The following is an 18,846-nucleotide window of genomic DNA, read 5'->3' as shown; positions in this document are numbered from 1 at the left end:
TCACTCCCCTCCGCCTTTCTCTTTATAGCTGTATACGACCTGGTTTCCTCTGGTTCGATAGGGAGTGAAACCGAACTGTTGATACAGCCTTCCTGTCTTCCCTTCCTTCAGGACGACTCGCCTTTTGGCAACGCGAAGCGCCTCCGCTACGGCAGCTTGCTCCAGTGAACGGTTATTTGCCCATTCCCTGATTCCGGCTATTCCCGCGGAGCTGTTCACCGTCTCTTCGAACATGGGATCAAAGTACACCACGTCAAATGAATCGGCAGGCAAGCTTCTCAATACGTCCAAATGGTTCCCGACCCGAACTTCCACCCGCTTCATCGCTTCACGCAAAGCTTGTGATTCGGCTGGCCAGTATGCAAGCCCGTCTTCAATCAACAAAGCGATGGTCCGCTCGGATTCAACCCCGACTACACGTCCCGTTTCTCCAACGCCATGAGCAAACACGATGGCATCAGCGCCCAAGCCCATGGTGGCATCCAGAACCTTGTCTCCTGGTTGAATTTGGCAAACAGTGAGCATAGTATCATTATCGCCGCGCTCCAACCGCTTTATACGAAATGCAGCCGTGTTCGGGTGAAAAAAGAACGCTGTTTTTCCCACTGCCTCCAGTCTAGCTCCCTTGGAGGATACGATCAATACTTCCGATTCAGCAAATCTTTTTCTCAATTCAGCAAGCGAGTAGTCCTTTCGCTCTACGAGAGTCAGGTTGAAACGCGCCGCAAGCTCACGTGCGTGCCTCGCCGTTTCTGCGCTCGGTTCAAGGGAGGTGGTGACGATCATCCGTATCACCCGTTCGTAATGAAATCATGATCTGTCCAAGACGCTCCTTTTTACAATCATTCCACATTTCGCTTTTTTGGCATTCTTGTCCACTTCATTTTTATATCTTTTCCGGTTGGGGATGTCAAATCTGTTTTTGCCTCTCCCTTGGCCTGCAATAAATTTTTTACAAGAAGTTTACAATCGCTGGACCTTTGATCTTGAGGTATGGTCTCGATGCGGCGTAATACAGTGTAGAGAGCATATTTTTATGAAAGGTGGTTCGTTTGATGTATCCCCATCAATCCATGTCTCATTACCCTGTGCTGCCAACTCCCCGGAATCCGTACGTGATCAAGGTTACTGGCGAAGGTACAATCTCCGCGGCTCCGGACCAGGCGGTTGCGATTTTGGGAACAATTACAGAAAACCGAAATCTCCAGCTCGCTCAAGCCGAAAATGCAGAAGCTGTGTCGCGGGTCATTCAATCTCTGACGAACCTGGGAATTCCACAAGAGCTGCTGAAAACACTCCGCTACCAAATCGAAATCCAGTACCAATACCAGGATGGCAGACAAATTTTCCAGGGCTATAAAGTGACTCATATGCTCCAAGTTATCATAGGCCAGATTGAGCAGACCGGGCTTGTTGTCGATACGGCTGTCGAGCATGGTGCAAATACCGTTTCCAGCATCCAATTCACTCTAAGAGACCCCGAGTACTTTTACAATCAAGCTCTCTCGACGGCGGTCAAGGACAGCCAGCAAAAAGCCGCAACGATCGCAAGGACACTCGGTGTCCGATACAACCCTATTCCTCATCAGGTGCAAGAGCTTACCTCAGCTCCTGAGGCTCTTTCGTCTCGAGCCGAGACATTCCTTGCCAGAGCGGCCACCCCGATCCAGCCTGGTGAAATCAAAATTCGTGCATCCGTAAATGCGGAGTATACCTTCTCTCCATGTTAGCCATTGCTGCCAAATGTGCAGAAATCTCTTGAACAACGGAACACACATGTTCGCAAAACATGACCCCGCTAGGATTGCACCAACATCCACATCAAAGCCTCCATCGCTCTTCTAGATTTTGCCCTCTTACAAAAAATACATAGAAAAGACATGTGAAACCCGGCGCATTGATATTCGTAAATGTTAATATGGATGCAGCTAACCATACATTCGAACAGGGAGGTGTACGCCTTACTTGTGTAAGGCTACTCATTGGAACTAGTTAACTTAATATTGGTAGTGATCCTGATTGCATTAACCGGTTTTTTTGTGGCAACTGAATTTGCAATCGTGAAGATCAGAAGCACCAGGATTGACCAACTGGTGGCAGAAGGTCGGCGTGGTTCGCTCGCTGCAAAGGAAGTAACCACGCACCTCGATGAGTATTTGTCGGCATGCCAATTAGGTATCACGGTTACCGCAATGGGACTAGGCTGGTTAGGGGAGCCGACAGTCGAGAGGCTGCTTCATCCCTTATTTGTAAAGTGGGACTTGAATGACTCTATCTCCCATCTGTTGTCTTTCGGCATTGCCTTTGTCGCCATGACATACCTTCATGTTGTAGTGGGCGAGCTGGCGCCCAAAACGGTTGCCATTCAAAAAGCGGAGACCATTACCCTGCTTTTCGCCAGACCGATCATCTGGTTCTACAAATTGATGTATCCTTTCATCTGGTTGTTAAATGGATCTGCACGTGTACTGGTCGGCGTTTTCGGTATGAAACCGGCTTCTGAACACGAAATGGCCCACTCTGAGGAAGAGCTCCGGCTGCTGCTGTCAGAGAGCTATCAAAGTGGTGAAATTAATCAGAATGAATTGAAGTATGTGAACAATATTTTCGAATTTGACGAAAGAATCGCAAAAGAAATTATGGTTCCCCGTACAGAAATCGTCAGCTTGTCCATCCATGATTCTTTTGAGGAAATGGTAGAAACCATCAGGAAAGAGAACTACACCCGCTACCCCATCGTAAACGGGGATAAAGACGATATTCTCGGGATGATCAATATAAAAGAAATTTTGACGGCCAGGCTTGTGAACGAATCCTCTGATATGAGACTCGAGTCGTTCATCCATCCGGTCATCCGGGTCATTGAAACCATTGCAATCCGCGATTTGCTGGTAAAAATGCAAAAAGAGCGCATTCACATGGCGATCCTCTTGGATGAATACGGCGGCACATCCGGATTGGTTACTGTTGAAGACATTTTGGAAGAAATAGTCGGGGAAATCAGAGACGAATTCGACGCTGACGAGATACCCGATATCCGCAAACTGAAAGACAATCACTATATTTTAAGCGCGAAGCTTATCATCAGCGAAGTAAACGACCTGCTCGGCACCAACCTTTCAGACGATATCATCGATACACTCGGCGGTTGGTTCCTCTCCAAGCATTTCACTGCCAAGACCGGCGACAAGCTCGTGGAGGACGGCTATTGCTTCAAGGTAGTGGATATGTCTGGCCATACGCTGAAGTACATTGAAGTAACCAAAGCAGAGTCCTGACTTGCGATTCGCAACATTCGACCATATCTTCCGTTACATGAAAAGGGTCAAGGGCTTGTGCAGACAGCCCTTGACCCTTTTTTCACTTAGAAACTTACATAACGCGCTTGAACATTTTCTCCAAATCATAACTGGAGAAATGAATGATGATCGGGCGGCCATGCGGACAGGTGAATGGACTGGAGCTTTCCCGAAGTTGGCTTAGCAGGCTTTCCATCTCCGCGTGTGTCAGGAAACGATTCGCTTTGATCGACGCTTTGCAGGACATGAGTATCGCTGCCTTCTCCCTCATCGAGCGAATATCAGCCTGTGCTGCCTCGCTGGCCTCCATGACAAATTGGATCAGCTCTTCGATTACCTCCAGCTCGCTTCCTTCCGGGAACCAGTGAGGATGTGCACGTACGATAAACGTCTTTGTGCCGAAGGACTCAATCTCAAGCCCAAAGGAGCGCAGCAGCGGGAGCCGTTTGTCCAGCTTCAACGCTTCCTGGGCAGTCAATTCAACCGTATGCGGAAACAGCAGCATCTGACTTGCGACACTTTCCTCCGCCAGCTTCTGCATGAAATGCTCATAGAAGATACGTTCCTGGGCAGCGTGCTGGTCAATCAAATACATGCCATTCTCATTCTGAGCCACAATGTACGTACCGTGCACTTGGCCGACGGGATACATTTGCGGCACTGTCTCCGTTTTCTCCGCAACAGCTACATCTTCCCCGTATGGATCCAAGCTGCTCTCCGCTCCACGTTCTTCGGGACCTTTTTCATATCCATCCCGGGGAAGATGAACTTCCAGGTCGGTCCTTTCAAAATCATCCCCACTTGCTGTGGTCGCCGTGGACACCCCCGGAGAAACGGCCGCTAGTGCTGTATTAGCAGCCATACCGCCGTTTTGCCACGCTGTGTATTCCTCTCTGCCCTCTTTTACAGCGTTGTGCTTCTGCTTTCCGGCATCAACAGCCTGCTCTGTATTTGAACGGGCCAAATCATGCGCCCGAACGAGGCTCACCGCTTCAGCGGCCGGCATCTCTTCGTTCGCTCCCTGTATTTCCGGATGGAAGCTGCCGGGACTGGAAAGCGGCTGCTGTATTTCTGCCTGAAATGGCTTTGTAGTGTCTGCATTCGATTGACCGGCAGGCTTTGACCAGGTCAGATCAAACTGCGGCTGTACCACCTGCTCGATAACCCTTGCCTTGCGCTCTGCTGTCAACGGACGCACAATGTCCAGTCCCTGGCGCAGCGTAGACCTCACGCATTGCTCGATCGCCGTGCACAGCTCGTCTTCCTTGCTAAAACGAACCTCCAGCTTTGCTGGATGGACATTGACATCCAGCAAAGTCGGGTCCATCTCGATCTGGAGCGTGACGATCGGGTAGCGGCCGATCGGAAGCAATGTATGATAGCCGCTCATGATCGCGTTGTTCAACCCGAAATGGCGTACGTATCGACCATTTACAAGGGTAGACAGATACGACCGGTTTGCCCGGGTTACTTCCGTTTTGGAAATGAATCCGGTCCACCGAAAATCGAGCGTCTCTCCGCTGATCGGCAGCAGCAGCTTGGCTACCTGAACACCGTAAATGGCAGCCATTACGTGCAGCAGCTTGCCATCCCCGGATGTATGCAGCAAATTCTTTCCGTTATGAGTCAACGTAAATGCCACTGAAGGGTATGTCAGGGCTAAACGGTTGACGTAATCGGAAATATGGCCAATCTCCGTAGAAATCGATTTCATATACTTGAGGCGGGCTGGCGTGTTGTAAAACAAGTCGCGGACAATGATCTCGGTCCCTTTGACAGCTGCGATTTCGCTAATGCTTGCAATCGCTCCACCCTCCATCATCAACCGAGTCCCTACCTGCCCGCTCGATTGGGTGCTCGTCAGTTCCACCCGGGAAACCGCCGCGATACTGGGCAAGGCCTCTCCGCGAAAGCCAAGCGTCCGTATTCGGAACAAATCTCGGGGACTGCGTATTTTGCTCGTCGCATGGCGTTCAAAGGCGAGACGGCAATCCTCCCGATCCATGCCTTGACCGTTGTCGACTACACGGATCAGGGAAAGGCCGCCTTCTTCCACATGGATTTCCACTGTGCTTGCCCCTGCATCAACTGCATTTTCCACCAGTTCTTTCACAACGGAAGCGGGCCGTTCTACCACTTCGCCTGCGGCGATCATATTGGCCAGGTTGTCATCCAGCACATGTATGTTCCCCATCGGTTTCCTCCTCGAACTGGTTTACTTGCTTTTTTTCATTTGCTGTTTCCAATGGAAAAGCTTCAGCATGGCGTCCATCGGCGTCGTCTGATTGAGGTCCAGCTCGCGAAGCTCAGACAGCACCTGTTCCTCTTCTGGCGACAACAGGGATTTCGGTTCTTCGCGTACAGCAGCCACTGGAGCAGACCAGAGCGTTTCCAGGGACATTTGCACATCACCTGCCGTCGTGCCCGCCGACTCCAATCCCGCCAAAATTTCTCGTGCACGTTCAATGACCTGCTGGGGCATCTCGGCCAGCTCTGCGACGTGGATTCCGTAGCTTTTGTCTGCGCGGCCAGGCTCAATTTTGTGTAAAAAGAGCAGCTTTCCGGCCCGTTCTTCACATCTTGCGTTCACATTGACGACTCCGGTCAACGATTCCTCCAGACCTGTCAGCTCATGGTAATGGGTAGAGAACAACGTTTTGGCACCGATCTTTTGTCTGATGTATTCAATTACCGCCTGTGCCAGAGCCATTCCGTCATAGGTAGAGGTGCCTCGTCCAATCTCATCGAGCAGGATCAAGCTTTGGGCCGTTGCTTTTTGCAGAGCGTGCCTGGTTTCCAGCATTTCCACCATAAACGTGGAATGCCCGGATGCCAGATCGTCGGCAGCGCCAATCCGCGTGAAAATCTGATCGACCAAAGACAACCGGGCTGCTTTTGCCGGCACGAAGCAGCCGATTTGCGCCATGACGACCAAGAGCGCAATTTGCCGCATGTACGTGCTTTTCCCGGCCATATTCGGACCGGTAATGAGGAGAATCTGCCGATCTGTCTGGTTCATATGAACGTCGTTGGCGACGTATTTTTCCCGTTCGAGGACGGCTTCTACCACAGGATGTCTGCCATCTGTAATGACACATTCACCCGTTGTGACCAGCTCCGGACGTACATACCCGCGTTCGTCGCTTACTGTAGCGAATGCCTGCAGCACGTCGATCGCTGCCACCCGCTCCGCAAGGCTCTGCAAGCGCGGGATATGAGCCGCTACCTCATTGCGAATCTGGACGAACAATTGATACTCCAGCTCGATCAGCTTTTCTTCCGCCTCCAGGATCAGCGCTTCCTTTTCCTTTAATTCGGGCGTGATGAAGCGTTCCGCATTCGCCAATGTTTGCTTTCGTTCATACCGGCCAGCTGGCACGTTAGCCAGATTCGCCCGTGAAACCTCGATGTAATAGCCAAAGACCTTGTTGTATCCCACTTTTAACGAGCGAATCCCGGTCGCTTCCCGCTCTGTCTGCTCCAGTTGGGCTATCCACGTCTTGCCCTCGCGACTCGCTGTATGAAGCTTGTCCAGATACTCATCATAACCGGTCCGGATCAAACCGCCTTCCCGTACCGAAATAGGCGGATCGTCTACGAGAGCAGCCTGCAAGTACGTGACGATGTCTGCGCACTCATCCATTCCCGCAGCCAATTCCTTCAAAACCGGTGCATCTGTCTCCAGCAGCAGCCGCTTCAACATCGGTATCGTTTCCAGCGAATGACGAAGCTGTACCAGATCGCGAGCGTTCGCATTGCCGTAAGATATCCTTCCTGCCAGACGCTCCAAATCGTACACTTGATCCAGACAGTTCCTCAAGTCTGAACGAAGCAGCATGTCCCCTTTCAAATACGAAACGGCATCCAGGCGGGCCTCAAGTTCACTTTTGTTTACCAGCGGACGTTCAATCCAGCGGCGAAGCAGCCTGCCTCCCATCGCTGTTTCGGTGCGATCCAGAAGCCAGAGCAGCGAGCCTTTCTTCGATTTGTCCCGTATCGTTTCGGTCAGCTCCAGATTTCTGCGGGAAAAGCCGTCCATCTGCAGGTACTGCTTGGCATCATAGCGCTTGATCAACAACATGTGTGACAGGCTTCGCTTTTGTGTGACGCCGATATAGTGAAGCAGGGTGTTGACTGCCTTGCGCATGGCGAGATCAAGCTCACGTGCGTCGTTGCCGTATTGGCGGTCGACGGCAAGCCCGTCCAGCTCAGTGTCCTCTATGTATGTGACAGGTACATCTGACTTGAGCTCTCCAGCCCACCCGGATAACACCAATTCCTTGGGGTGGTACTGCATCGCTTCATCCAGCGCTGCCTCTCGTCTGCCAATCAGCGAGGTTACGTACATCTCGCCGGTACTCATGTCACAAGCGGCGACACCCATGCTGCCCTCCGCTTGCGCAATCGCAACCATGTAATTGTTTTCCTTGTCGGAGAGCCATTTGCCCTCCATCATCGTCCCGGGAGTAATAACCCTCGTGACCTCCCGACGGACGACTCCTTTCGCTTCCTTTGGATCTTCTACTTGTTCACAGACGGCTACCTTGTAGCCTTTTTTCAGCAATTCGGCAATATAAGCATCAGCAGAGTGATGAGGAACGCCGCACATCGGGATTTTTTCTTCGCCGCCGCCCTCGCGCCCTGTCAAGGTAATTTCCAGCTCACGCGATGCCACGACTGCGTCTTCAAAAAACAGTTCATAAAAATCGCCCAAGCGAAAAAATAAGAAAGTATCCGGATAGTCACGCTTGATCGCCAGATACTGCTGAATCATCGGTGTATATTGTGCCATTGTAACCTATCTCCTAGCTTCATTCTCGTTCGTCCATTATAACACGGGGAAAGCCGTATGTTGAACCTTTCCCCGTGCATGGCTGCAAGAGATCGCGCTCATCCTGGCGATTATGCTTTGCCGACGTAATGGCACCATACCTTCCTCAGATCGCTGTTTGCCGGCCAAGTATGACCTGCCAGCAAAAAAGAAAAGTAATCGTCCAGACAGCTCCGCGAACGCTCGTATCCAGGCAGCGCAGATATCTCCTTCCAAATGCTGTTTACGTAAGGGACCAATTGTTCCTTTTCCCCCTTGTAATAGGCACGGATCAAGGCAGGGGCGATACAGCCTCGTGATAATATATCCGCCGAAGACGCAACCAGTCGCGCCAGATGAAGAACGCCTCTCGCCACGACGGGATGCACGAGCCAACTGGGCAAGGTGCGATACTCGAAGCCTTTTACGATTCCGTATTCCTTTTCGCGAACATCACCGAGAAATCCATAGCGTGGACGCCGTTTTTGACAGCCTTCATCTTCGATCAGGACAAGCGGAATCGCGAGGTATGCATCCAGGCGGCGCAGCAGGGAAAAATGGGGTCTGATCCCGCTGAAGTGTATATGGCCGCCTGTCGGGTAGCCGTCGAATGGCATCCCCCCGCTGATCCATTCCACTTCCTTGTCGACGATTTTCTTGGCTGCAGCTCCGAGCGCTTTGACAATGCGCGAGAACAACGCGTCCGGCTCTGCCGAGGGCGCGGGGCGGAGCTCGACCAGCGGATGCTGATGCAGTGCAAGGTCTTCGCGATAACGGGTTGAGTCGCACCCTACTACACCACTGATCCCCATGAAATCAGAGGCAAGCGCCATTTTTCCGTCGGGATGACGAAGCGCAAACTCCGGATCGGCCCCAAGCTGGATTTGAGGACTTTCCCAGCTACCCTGTTCCTTCAACCACCACGCTTCAGCCTCGGCGAGAAATCCCGGCTTATGCTCCGCGTCCCATTCGGCGGAGATACTGCGTACTTTCACACGAAATGGAGAGGCCGCCTGCAGGATGATCTGACCTAGGTGCAAACCGACCGCATACAAGCTGCGGATCGCGAGGCGGATAACCGCCCTTGCCTCATAATCGTCGACAGCCGGATCTATTCGCTGGAAATCGCTATGAGCGATGGAGTACTTGGTCCACTGCTGCTGCACATAGGATTTTTCGACCATCAGCACGTGATTTTCAAAAAGATGAACGCGGTAGATTCTGGTTCCGGGTTCAGGGGCCGCTTTCGTCGTCACCGGTATGCCGCTGGTTCGCAGCAAATAAAGAATTCGATCCGGTTTTTGCATAAATTTGATCGTACTCTCTTCATTTCCGGGCAAGGCTGTCTGGCATCCAGGATCTCCCCATCGAGCTGGAGAGCAATCCACTTCACTTTTTGCAAACAAGGGCCTCACCTCCACTCTGATGTGATAGCCTATGTCGCAATCCGGCAAAAAGTGAAGCCGCCGCGCTCTGCTTTTGCAGACGGGCTTCATTTGGCAAAAAGAAAAAGAGGAGACAGTTTCTCTCCTCTTAATCCAATTCGTCCAGCAGGGTGGCCGAATCAAAGTCATCAAACTCGTCGCTGTTGTCTTCGTAATCACCAATCAAATGGTAATCCTTGTCGTCGCAGCTATGGCAAACGACTACGCATACCTTGGTTTCCCCGATTATTTCGACGGCATATTCACTTTCGACTCTTACAGTGACGGTGCCACCGCCGCTCAGTTCGGCTTTGACGCACTTCGGCTGTTCAACGGCGCGGGCCAGGATTTCCAGGTCTCCGCGGCTGTTTCTGTCGAAGAACGTAAGCGGAACGAGTACGGAGAAATTGACTGTCTCCCGCTTTACTTCGGTTTGCGTGTTATCTGCAAACGAGTACCAAAGGTTGACGTCATACGTACCAGATACCTCAACCGCGTCCCCTACCTTCTCTGCCTGGAAGTTCGTGTTTATCACCCAGCATCCGAGGATCGTCGAAGGAGTATGCGACGGTATGATGGTGTGGGTCGTTTGTGTGAATTTATGACCTTTACCGCAGACGGCTTTTGCGATGAGTTCCCGGCACTGCAGGTCTTTGTCTGTACCCGACATTTCGTTACCTCCTCCATACAACTTTTCTGTACATTTGTATGCAGGGCATCCGACTAGGGTGCAAACACCTACTGCCATTTTGGCAGAGCTTGTCGCCGGTTCATCCTCCCGTATCTTTCCGTTGCCGGAGTATCAGGAGCAGCAGCCGCCTTTATGCTTTTTCTCTGGTCCGCCGCCAGTCTCGCCTGTCAACGGGTTCCCGCCGGTATCCAGTACGATGCGCTCTGAAACGGTGTTGGTGATAACCGTGGTGACCATTTGCAGAAGATCGTTTACATCGACTTGCGATTGCTTAAATTCCGTAACAATCGGAATGCTGTCCAGCTCATCGTGAAGCTGATTGTATTCTGCTTCCACTTTGCTGACCAGCTCCGGCTTGTTCATCGATTCAAACATGACCATCTGTTTTTGTTTCTTCTTTAAATCGTCGATCAAATCTTGCACGCGCTCATTGTGCTTGATCTGCAGTTCTGCCCGCTTGTAAAAATCTACTTCTTTGGTCTGTGCAATCATAGCTGCCAGCTCTCTTGCTTTATCCAAAATCTCTTTTTGCGTGTACAGGCCTGTTTGTTCCATCATTCATTACACCTCGATTTTTGTCACGATTTCGCCGTGCAAGGTCCATGTTTTTACGTCATTGATCTTTACATGCGTGTATTGTCCGATCAGCGATTTATCACCCGCAAAGTGAACCAGCTTGTTTGTCCGGGTACGCCCAGCGAGCACGTTCGGGTTGTTTTTCGATTCGCCTTCAACCAATACCTCGACGACTTGATCCTGCAATGGTTTATTTTTTTCCAAACTGATTTTTGCCATCAGCTCATTCAAGCGATACAGCCGCTCTTTTTTCACTTCCATGGGAACATTGTCTTCCATGACAGCTGCAGGGGTACCTTCGCGCGGCGAATACACAAATGTATATCCGGAGTCGTAGCCTACCTCTTCAACAAGCGAAAGCGTCTCTTCAAACTGCTCGTCGGTCTCTCCCGGGAATCCGACGATAATATCGGTTGTCAGCACTACATCCGGAATCACCGCTTTAATTTTACGCACCAGCTCCAGATAGTGTTCGCGCGTATATTTGCGGGCCATCCGTTTGAGTACCTCAGTCGAACCGGATTGGACAGGCAGGTGAATGTGTTCAACGAGATTGCCCCGTTTACCCAGCACCTCGATCAGATGATCGTCAAAATCACGCGGATGACTCGTCGTAAAGCGGATACGCGGAATGTCGATCTTGCGGATTTCGTCAAGCAGGTCGCCAAATCCGTATTCGATATCCTCAAAATCTTTTCCGTAGGCGTTGACGTTCTGGCCGAGCAGAGTGATTTCTTTAAAGCCTTGGCGGGCCAGTTCCCGCACCTCTGCGATCACGTCCTCGGGACGGCGGCTGCGTTCTTTGCCGCGCGTGTACGGAACGATACAGTACGTACAGAACTTGTCACAACCGTACATAATATTGACCCAGGCCTTGATATTGCCTACGCGGTTCTTCGGCATGTTCTCGATAATGTCGCCCTCTTTGGACCACACTTCGACGACCATTTCCTTGCTGAATATGGCATCCCGAAGCAGGAAAGGAAGCCGGTGAATATTGTGCGTCCCAAAGATCAGGTCTACCTGCTGGTAGCTCTTCAGGATCTTGTTGACAACCTTCTCTTCCTGGGACATGCAACCGCAGACACCGAGTATCAAGTTGGGATTGTTGTTTTTCAGACGCTTCATATGTCCCAGCTCGCCAAAAACCTTATCCTCGGCATTTTCGCGAATCGCACAGGTATTGAAGAGAACTACATCAGCCTCTTCGAAATCCTCTGCAAACGTATACCCCATCTGTTCGAGAATACCTGCAATGGTTTCTGAATCATGCTCGTTCATCTGACAGCCATATGTCCGTACATGATAGCGCTTGCCCTTCCCGATCTCTCTCATCTCTTCCGGGATATCAAAGTTGTAGTGTACCTGAATTTCTTCTTTGCCCCGTTTTTTTGCTTCCTTTAAAGAGGGCGGTTGAAAATATTTGGCGAAATCCTCTACCGTTTTGGATGACTTCCCGGATTTTAAGTCCGGAGTCGCTTCCTTGTTTACTGACATCAGTCTATCACCTCATCTGCAAGATGTGTTTGTAGGTAGTTACAACTCATGATTATAGCATATCAATGCCTTTTTCCTGAAATGAAATACGAATATCCTATGAAGATTCCAGAGAGCTTTATCCGCTCCTTCGCTCATCCAACCGAACGGTATGGCATGTCCGCGAAAAGCGGATTCATGAATGAGGAAACGGTCCCATATAATTTCCCAAGAGCACATCTGCTGTGGTCCGTGCCTCCCCTGTTTCCTTGTACTTGTCTCATACATACCGGCTCCCCTTTCAGAGCCCCTGCGTCATAGCCTTTTCCTGCTTTCTTCATAGAACAGCGTTTCTGCGTGAGACTAATTACACAATTTTGCCAAACGGGCTTGGTTTTCTGCAACTTATCCTTGTCCCCTGGCGTCATAGAAGCAGGCCGAACGAAATCAAAAGAGATCAGGAGGTTTCTATGAAAAGAGTTCTTACGTTTTTAATGGCGGTGATGCTCTTTGTCACTGTCGTGCCGTTCGTCAGCGCGTCGACGACCTTCTCCGATGTCCCTCGGAGTCACTGGGCGTACAAAGAAATCCAGGCAATGGCGTCCAAAGGGATTATCAAAGGCTACGAGGATGGAAAATTCCGTCCCAACAACAAGGTAACCCGTGCCGAATTTGCCAAAATCATGATTGCAGCAGCTGGCGTCGATATTCACAAGCAAAAGGTGAGCCAGACCTTCCAGGACGTTCCGCGCAATCACTGGGCGTTCTACTATGTAGAATACGCCAAGCCGTACCTGACCGGGTATAAATCCGGGAACAAATACACCTACAAGCCTGATCAGTATGCTGTACGGGAAGATATTGCCGTCGCGCTCGTCCGCCTGTTGGGCTACGATCGCACACACAAAGCCGACCTTAGCGTACTGAAGCGCTTCAACGATGACGACCGCATTTCGGCTGCGCTTCGCCCTTACGTTGCGATCTCGATCCAGACCGACCTGATGAAAGGAAGCAACAACTACTTCCGTCCGCAAGATGCGATTACTCGTGCGGAAGCGGCTTCTCTCCTGTATCGGGCTCTGTTGGATCGCGAAGATGATGAAACAAAAGTGGTCTTCCCATCCCCTGACAAGCCAACTCCGGAGCTTCCGACCAGCGTCAGCGACAATTTCTCTTCGGAGGAATTGAAAAACTGGGATACAGACAATGCAGTAGGCACATGGGGTGTCATTAACAAGCAAGCAACGGCCACGACTACTGACCGCAAGCTGGAGCATTTCTTCCTGCCTTTGATCTGGAACGAAAAGGCCAATACGGATCACTTTGAAATGTCTGTGGATGTCAATGCGAACGGGACAAACGGTTTGGGCGGCCTTTACTTTAACGCAAAGGACGGCAAAGCGCATGTCGTTTTCCTGAACAAAGATCGTGTGACCCTTGCGACCGTGGATGACGTCAATGACGACGATTTCGATACCATTGCATCCGGTTCTTACAAGCTGAAAGGGACGAACAAATTGAAAATCGTGGTAAAAGACGATGCCGTTTCGATTTACATGAACAACCAGTACTTGTTTGGCCAGGAAAAATTGAAGCTTTCCAATACTCAGCTTGGCCTTTATTTGCAAAAAGATGCGACAAAGGATGCTCCGCGCAAGCTGACCTCTCTTGATAACTTCACGTTTAAAGTGCTTGACTGAGTTTCGATATCACCGTTTCCGTCGGTTGTGCGGTCCGCTTGTGGCCGCCAGCCGGAAACGGTTTTTTTATTCGCGGCAAAAATTGCGTGTAGAAGATCACTAGAAATGAATGGCGTTCAGAGTTATAATGGTAGCGATTCTTGACCGGGAAGGGGTTTCCTATGTCATTTCTTGTAAACCAGCCGTTTTTGTGGATGGATTCGGGCATCTACCGGGAAAGCCCGCTTGAGCCTCTCTCCCGTGACGAAGCGTTGGCGGCTCAGATGAAGAGAGATGGAGCAGCCCCCATTTTACATTTGTGGGTGTATGACAAAGCCCTGTACCTGGGGCGGCGCGATGCCAAGCTCCCCCGGTTGGAGGACGCTTTACGCCATTTTGGACAGCAAGGCTTTGGCTGTGTGCTGCGGTCTTCCGGCGGCGCCTGTGTCCCGCTCGATGCTGGTGTGCTAAACTTGGCCTGTTTGCTGCCCGATACCACCATCTCTATCGATGCATTTTTCCGCTTCGTTACCGGCTTGCTCGCAGTCGGACTGCGTGACTACGGTGTCATCGAGTTCGGGGAGGTGACAGGCTCTTACTGTGCCGGAGAGTATGATTTTTCGATTCACGGAAAAAAAATCGGCGGCATGGCTCAGCGCCGCACTCGTTTTGGTTCCATCCTGCAGTTGTGCATCAATGTGGAAGACCAGCCCCGCGGAGAGTGGATGGAACATTTTTACGATTTGGCCGGCCTGGCTGAAATGGAGAAAAACAAGCCGATCCCCTTTATTGACGGAAAAACAGTGGGCAGTATTGATGCCCTCACCGGCAAAAGCGTCTCTGTAGCCGACGTCAAAGAACGGCTGCTTGCTGCCATTCAATCAGAATGGCCCGTACAGCCTGCAGCGTTTGCCGTTGATGCGCAAACACTTTCCGAGTCTCGTGTCCATTTGGCAGAAAGGCTTGACTTATTTGCATTTACAGCGGAAGAGTTGCGTAAACCAGACTGGAAATTAACAGCCGAACCGTAAAAACGTATTTCCTGGCAACCAGAAAAAAGCACGTGGATAAAACGTGCTGTTAAAAGCTTTAGGAGGAGATATGAATAGCAATCGAAAGGGGACTTTTCAGGATCTGAATGCCCTTTTTGTTTTTGGGGCTGCTACCGTATTGGTCATTCATATTCTGGGTTTCTTTATTCAGACACAGAGCGAGTATCCCTGGAATACGGACATCGAGGCTGTCTTGCTCATATTGCTGCGGTTTGGACGCTCGCTGTTTATCTTTGCAACGGGGATGCTGCTTTTTTACTGGTATCAGAAACGCCAGGTCGACTGGGGGGCATTCTGGCGAAAGCGCTGGAGAGTCATCGTTCTTCCCTATATCATTTGGACGGCGATTTATACAGTTTTCAAGCTGCAAACCGTTAACGTGGCCCAATTGGCTCCACAATTTTTTCACAGCCTGCTAACCGGCAGTTCTTTTTATCATTTATATTATATTCCGTTATATCTGCAGCTGAATTTGCTCTTTTTTGTTTGCAAGGAGTGGTTTGAGCGGTATTTGCGCTTTTGGATGGTCGCTCTGCTGTTTTTCTTGCAAAATGCGCTGTACGTCGCATTCCACTATTTATTTGCCGATCCTCAGTGGGCAATCGATTGGTCTGCGGGCCCGCTGCTCTCTCTGATCGAGCACGGATACGTAAGCGGTCAAAATTACGTCTATATGTACTTCTTTACTTTCGCACTGGGGGCATATGCCGGACTTCATGTGGATAAATGGCGGCTCTGGACAGATCGCATCAAGCTGCCAGCATGGATCTTGACAATCAGTCTGGGCGTTTGGATCGCGTACCGCTATTTGAACAACCACATCAGTTATGAACAGAGCCTGAATATTTTTGATCCGATTTACTTGATCTATACGACGAGCTTCCTGGTCAGTTTTTATCCGCTCTCCCGGTATCTTGGCAAACTACCGGCGCTCAGCGAATGGCTGTCCAAATGGGCGAGGTATAATATGGCCATCTACCTTGTGCATCCGCTGATCCTATTCCTGCTGGAGAGCTACGTCATCTTCCGGCTGAATTGGTCAACTCCGGTCTTAATGGCGGCAATGTTTGTAATTACCCCGCCATTGTGTATTTTCCTGTATGAGCACACCCTGATTTCCTTCTGGAACCAAAGGCCAAAACGCAAGAGCCGTAGACGGGTACAAATAAACACACATGGCGCCTAAACAACTTAGGCGCCTTTCACTTTTCAAAGCGATGGGTCCGTTCATTGTAACGCAGAAGCTGGTAGGAGCTCTTCTCCATCAAAGCGACTCCCGTCTGGTCCAAAGTGCGTTCCAAACTGAAATAAACCATGGTTTTTCCCTCTGGGTCCAGCTTTACGGTGGCATCGAGCACATCCATCGTCTCTTGTTGATTGCGGCGGTGGGCGATACCGCTCCAGGCCTCATGATAACCTTCGGGCGTCTTATGAATCACGTATAAGGCACGCTCATCTCCTTGCACAGCGGAGATGTCTGTCGTCAGAACCAAGTAATCCTCCCCGACAACCTGATAGCTGTATACGCTCTCCTGCTTGCTGAATACAGCTTCATAGTCACCATTTCGGCGTTCGTACAGGATTGTCGCCCCTAGTCCCTCTGGCAGTTTTACAGCCGCGAGCAGATCAGGAGCATCCGGCGTACCCTCAGTCGCCGAAGAGGGCTTTATAGATGCGTCTATTTTCCTTATCCCTATAGGGACAACTGTAATTTGGGCAGGAACAACCAGATTGCGCACGCTTTCATCCAGCTCTTTGCGCAAATCCTCCACGAGCCAGTCGGGGACTTCAGACATTTGGGCGCGATCAAATCCTGAGCCGTGCAAAGATAACTGTCTGCCCACAAAAAAACCGGCTCCTGCAGATAAGATCATGAACAGGGCAACAGCCCCCCAAATTGTTTTTCGCATGGCAACACAGCTCCTAGCAAAAGGGGATCCATCAGTAAGACGATTGAACCGGTAAAAAAGTTACGCCTGTTTTCCTACAAAATCCTAGTGTAAATAGCCCTGCGATCCTGCATACTACAGGGTAAGGGACGTTTGTTCCACACCTCGATATTTGCCCGGCTGTTTTGCCGGGCATCTTTGTTTTGTTTGCACGCAGCCCTACCCTTCCCTCTCTCCATACGGTATCATAGAGGTGAACCACATAAGGCGAATCAGGTTCGCCAATGTAGAGAAAGGTGGTGGACGTTGTTTGAATCCGGACTGGCAACTGCTCCATACAAAAATAAAAGATCTCGTAATTGCGTCGACAAAAGTAGCTCACGTACAACTGGGGAATTCTTTGGAACATGCCCTGCTCGTACTCATCAAGTCTGGCTATTCGGCAATTCCCGTATTGGATCACTCCTATCGCCTGCACGGTCAGGTCAGCACAACGAATATTTTAAACAAAATCTTGGGCTTGGAACGATTTGAATATGAAAAAATGGATGATTATACAGTCGATGAGGTGATGACGACCAAAATTGCCCGGATGAAGAATTCTGAGGAGTTTTTGAAAGCGTTGGAAATGTCGATCAACCATCCATTTATATGTATTGAGGACGAAGAAGGGGTTTTCCAGGGCATCCTGACGCGAAAATCCATCCTGGCAGTGGCATATCGCCATTTCCGCCAACTTCCTTACCCGGCGGCAGAAAATCAGGCCACTCCATCTGATGCTACATAGTGTCCCTCATTTTTGCTAAAAGAAAAAAGCAGGCCTGGCCTTTCGGCAAACAGGTCTGCTTTTTTTACTGGCTGCTTTTTCTGATAGACGGAACCATCCCTCTCATCAGGGAGCTGGCGTATTCAAGGGGATGGCGATAGGTCTGCTTAAACATTGCCATTTCCCCCGCGCTATAAAAGGAGTAGCGCTGATCTCGAATATTGATCTCGATGAGATAGGGGTTCCCTTTCCCATCAATCCCCATGTCCATTCCCAAATCGGCAAGCGAAGGGTAGTAGCTTTCATACTGCCTGGCCAACTGTATCGCTGCAAGCCCGATCCTTTCGATGATTTCCTTCTGCTGCTCAGGAGAAAAACTCTCTCTCAAAACGGTCTCCAGAGGGAAAGCTCTACCTCCGCGAGCCAAATTGCTCAGCTTGTTCTTTTGATTGGCCACTTTCGCAACCATTCCGCTTACAGACCACTTCTGCTCCCGGTTTTTTTGCACGGAGACCCGTATGTCAAATGTTTTGCCTTCATACCGGGCCAGAGGGATACCTTGCTGGATCAAGTACCGTTTGTTTCCGATCCACCTGGCAAGCTCCACAATCAGACCTTGCCGAGACAATACTTTTCGATACTGTGAAGAGATGAAATGGTAATGGTCCCCCTCTCGCTCGATGCGAACCACTCCGATTCCTACCGAACCAATCGATGGTTTCACGTAGACGATTCGATAGCGGTCGAGGAAATGACGCAGGTTGTCTCTTGAATAAGGGACCGTATGGGGCAAATAGCTGCGCACTTGCGGGTTTTTCCAAAGCATTTGATGGACTTTCCGCTTGTCTCTGACGACCAAACCGTTAAAAACGAGCTGTGTCTTACTCAGGCTTCTGATTACTTGACGGGCTTTCAGGTCTCCTGTCAACACGCGGTTATGGATAACCCGCGGCACAGGAACCACTCTCGGAACCAAGCGGCTCCCATTCCAAAAATAGCCTTTCACCTTTCCGTTCGACAAGACATGGCGAGGATGAAAAAAGACTGGCTCAAGACCTAATTCTCTCCCGATTTCCACATAATAAGGCAGTCGTTCATACGATTTTTTGCCGTTGATGCCGTGTTGGATGATGTTCCAATCCAGCATGATTCCGACTTTATTCACGGAGTTTTGCCCCCTTGAT

At 50.4% G+C, this 18,846-nt stretch carries 15 protein-coding genes; 6 read left to right on the top strand and 9 right to left on the bottom strand.

The window, feature by feature from the left end; all coding sequences use genetic code 11:
• Positions 1 to 786, bottom strand: coding sequence for a class I SAM-dependent methyltransferase (locus EDM54_RS02020; RefSeq protein ID WP_122957674.1), 786 nt, complete (start codon positions 784 to 786; stop codon positions 1 to 3).
• A gap of 269 nt (positions 787 to 1,055) precedes the next feature.
• Between EDM54_RS02020 and EDM54_RS02015 the strand changes: the two genes are divergently transcribed.
• Together EDM54_RS02015 and EDM54_RS02010 are read left to right on the top strand one after the other, a co-directional pair.
• Positions 1,056 to 1,730, top strand: coding sequence for an SIMPL domain-containing protein (locus EDM54_RS02015; RefSeq protein ID WP_031932882.1), 675 nt, complete (start codon positions 1,056 to 1,058; stop codon positions 1,728 to 1,730).
• 252 nt (positions 1,731 to 1,982) lie between these two features.
• The gene (locus EDM54_RS02010; RefSeq protein WP_003385751.1) at positions 1,983 to 3,278 is read left to right on the top strand and encodes a hemolysin family protein; all 1,296 of its coding nucleotides are present in this window, start codon (positions 1,983 to 1,985) and stop codon (positions 3,276 to 3,278) included.
• A gap of 94 nt (positions 3,279 to 3,372) precedes the next feature.
• Here the strand turns inward: EDM54_RS02010 and mutL are convergent, their stop codons facing one another.
• The 6 genes from mutL to miaB form a co-directional block, all read right to left on the bottom strand.
• Positions 3,373 to 5,493: a DNA mismatch repair endonuclease MutL gene (mutL, locus tag EDM54_RS02005; protein ID WP_003385752.1), complete on the bottom strand. Its 2,121-nt coding sequence runs from the start codon at positions 5,491 to 5,493 to the stop codon at positions 3,373 to 3,375.
• 21 nt (positions 5,494 to 5,514) lie between these two features.
• A complete protein-coding gene (gene mutS, locus EDM54_RS02000; protein WP_003385753.1) occupies positions 5,515 to 8,091 on the bottom strand; it encodes a DNA mismatch repair protein MutS in 2,577 nt (858 codons plus the stop codon).
• Between the two features lie 110 nt (positions 8,092 to 8,201).
• Positions 8,202 to 9,524, bottom strand: a complete 1,323-nt coding sequence (locus EDM54_RS01995; RefSeq protein WP_259676337.1) for a putative amidoligase domain-containing protein — start codon at positions 9,522 to 9,524, stop codon at positions 8,202 to 8,204.
• A 118-nt stretch (positions 9,525 to 9,642) separates the two neighbouring features.
• Entirely contained in the window at positions 9,643 to 10,203 is a 561-nt protein-coding gene (gene cotE, locus EDM54_RS01990) for an outer spore coat protein CotE (protein WP_003385755.1), read from the bottom strand.
• Between the two features lie 132 nt (positions 10,204 to 10,335).
• Positions 10,336 to 10,779, bottom strand: coding sequence for a YlbF/YmcA family competence regulator (locus EDM54_RS01985; protein ID WP_003385756.1), 444 nt, complete (start codon positions 10,777 to 10,779; stop codon positions 10,336 to 10,338).
• A gap of 6 nt (positions 10,780 to 10,785) precedes the next feature.
• Positions 10,786 to 12,297, bottom strand: a complete 1,512-nt coding sequence (gene miaB / locus EDM54_RS01980; RefSeq protein ID WP_024983809.1) for a tRNA (N6-isopentenyl adenosine(37)-C2)-methylthiotransferase MiaB — start codon at positions 12,295 to 12,297, stop codon at positions 10,786 to 10,788.
• A 449-nt stretch (positions 12,298 to 12,746) separates the two neighbouring features.
• On the opposite strand from miaB, the gene EDM54_RS01970 reads away from it, so the two are divergent.
• The 3 genes from EDM54_RS01970 (at position 12,747) to EDM54_RS01960 (ending at position 16,193) form a co-directional block, all read left to right on the top strand.
• Entirely contained in the window at positions 12,747 to 13,976 is a 1,230-nt protein-coding gene (locus tag EDM54_RS01970) for an S-layer homology domain-containing protein (RefSeq protein ID WP_003385760.1), read from the top strand.
• Between the two features lie 161 nt (positions 13,977 to 14,137).
• Entirely contained in the window at positions 14,138 to 14,986 is an 849-nt protein-coding gene (locus EDM54_RS01965; protein ID WP_003385762.1) for a lipoate--protein ligase family protein, read from the top strand.
• 70 nt (positions 14,987 to 15,056) lie between these two features.
• Positions 15,057 to 16,193 carry an acyltransferase gene (locus EDM54_RS01960; protein WP_003385763.1) on the top strand — a complete coding sequence of 379 codons (1,137 nt, stop codon included), beginning with the start codon at positions 15,057 to 15,059 and terminating at the stop codon, positions 16,191 to 16,193.
• Positions 16,194 to 16,209: 16 nt separating this feature from the next.
• On the opposite strand, the gene EDM54_RS01955 is transcribed toward EDM54_RS01960, so the two are convergent.
• Positions 16,210 to 16,917: a hypothetical protein gene (locus EDM54_RS01955; protein ID WP_024983811.1), complete on the bottom strand. Its 708-nt coding sequence runs from the start codon at positions 16,915 to 16,917 to the stop codon at positions 16,210 to 16,212.
• 289 nt (positions 16,918 to 17,206) lie between these two features.
• Here EDM54_RS01955 and cbpB point away from each other — a divergent pair, with 289 nt between their 5' ends.
• Positions 17,207 to 17,683, top strand: a complete 477-nt coding sequence (gene cbpB / locus EDM54_RS01950; RefSeq protein ID WP_003385765.1) for a cyclic-di-AMP-binding protein CbpB — start codon at positions 17,207 to 17,209, stop codon at positions 17,681 to 17,683.
• A 64-nt stretch (positions 17,684 to 17,747) separates the two neighbouring features.
• On the opposite strand, the gene EDM54_RS01945 is transcribed toward cbpB, so the two are convergent.
• Positions 17,748 to 18,827: a YheC/YheD family endospore coat-associated protein gene (locus EDM54_RS01945; protein ID WP_003385766.1), complete on the bottom strand. Its 1,080-nt coding sequence runs from the start codon at positions 18,825 to 18,827 to the stop codon at positions 17,748 to 17,750.
• Positions 18,828 to 18,846 lie beyond the last annotated feature (19 nt).

The organism is Brevibacillus borstelensis (assembly GCF_003710865.1).
GTDB classification, from domain to species: domain Bacteria; phylum Bacillota; class Bacilli; order Brevibacillales; family Brevibacillaceae; genus Brevibacillus; species Brevibacillus borstelensis.
This window is presented reverse-complemented; position numbering and strand designations above follow the sequence as displayed.

What these genes read in the sequence shown, in the direction of transcription:
- EDM54_RS01965 (WP_003385762.1), top strand. Translation starts at nt 14,138, where the DNA reads ATGTCATTTCTTGTAAACCAGCCGTTTTTGTGGATGGATTCGGGCATC.
- cotE (WP_003385755.1), bottom strand. Translation starts at nt 10,203, where the DNA reads ATGTCGGGTACAGACAAAGACCTGCAGTGCCGGGAACTCATCGCAAAA.
- EDM54_RS01970 (WP_003385760.1), top strand. Translation starts at nt 12,747, where the DNA reads ATGAAAAGAGTTCTTACGTTTTTAATGGCGGTGATGCTCTTTGTCACT.
- mutL (WP_003385752.1), bottom strand. Translation starts at nt 5,493, where the DNA reads ATGGGGAACATACATGTGCTGGATGACAACCTGGCCAATATGATCGCC.
- EDM54_RS01955 (WP_024983811.1), bottom strand. Translation starts at nt 16,917, where the DNA reads ATGCGAAAAACAATTTGGGGGGCTGTTGCCCTGTTCATGATCTTATCT.
- EDM54_RS02020 (WP_122957674.1), bottom strand. Translation starts at nt 786, where the DNA reads ATGATCGTCACCACCTCCCTTGAACCGAGCGCAGAAACGGCGAGGCAC.
- EDM54_RS02015 (WP_031932882.1), top strand. Translation starts at nt 1,056, where the DNA reads ATGTATCCCCATCAATCCATGTCTCATTACCCTGTGCTGCCAACTCCC.
- miaB (WP_024983809.1), bottom strand. Translation starts at nt 12,297, where the DNA reads ATGTCAGTAAACAAGGAAGCGACTCCGGACTTAAAATCCGGGAAGTCA.
- mutS (WP_003385753.1), bottom strand. Translation starts at nt 8,091, where the DNA reads ATGGCACAATATACACCGATGATTCAGCAGTATCTGGCGATCAAGCGT.
- EDM54_RS01985 (WP_003385756.1), bottom strand. Translation starts at nt 10,779, where the DNA reads ATGGAACAAACAGGCCTGTACACGCAAAAAGAGATTTTGGATAAAGCA.
- EDM54_RS01960 (WP_003385763.1), top strand. Translation starts at nt 15,057, where the DNA reads ATGAATAGCAATCGAAAGGGGACTTTTCAGGATCTGAATGCCCTTTTT.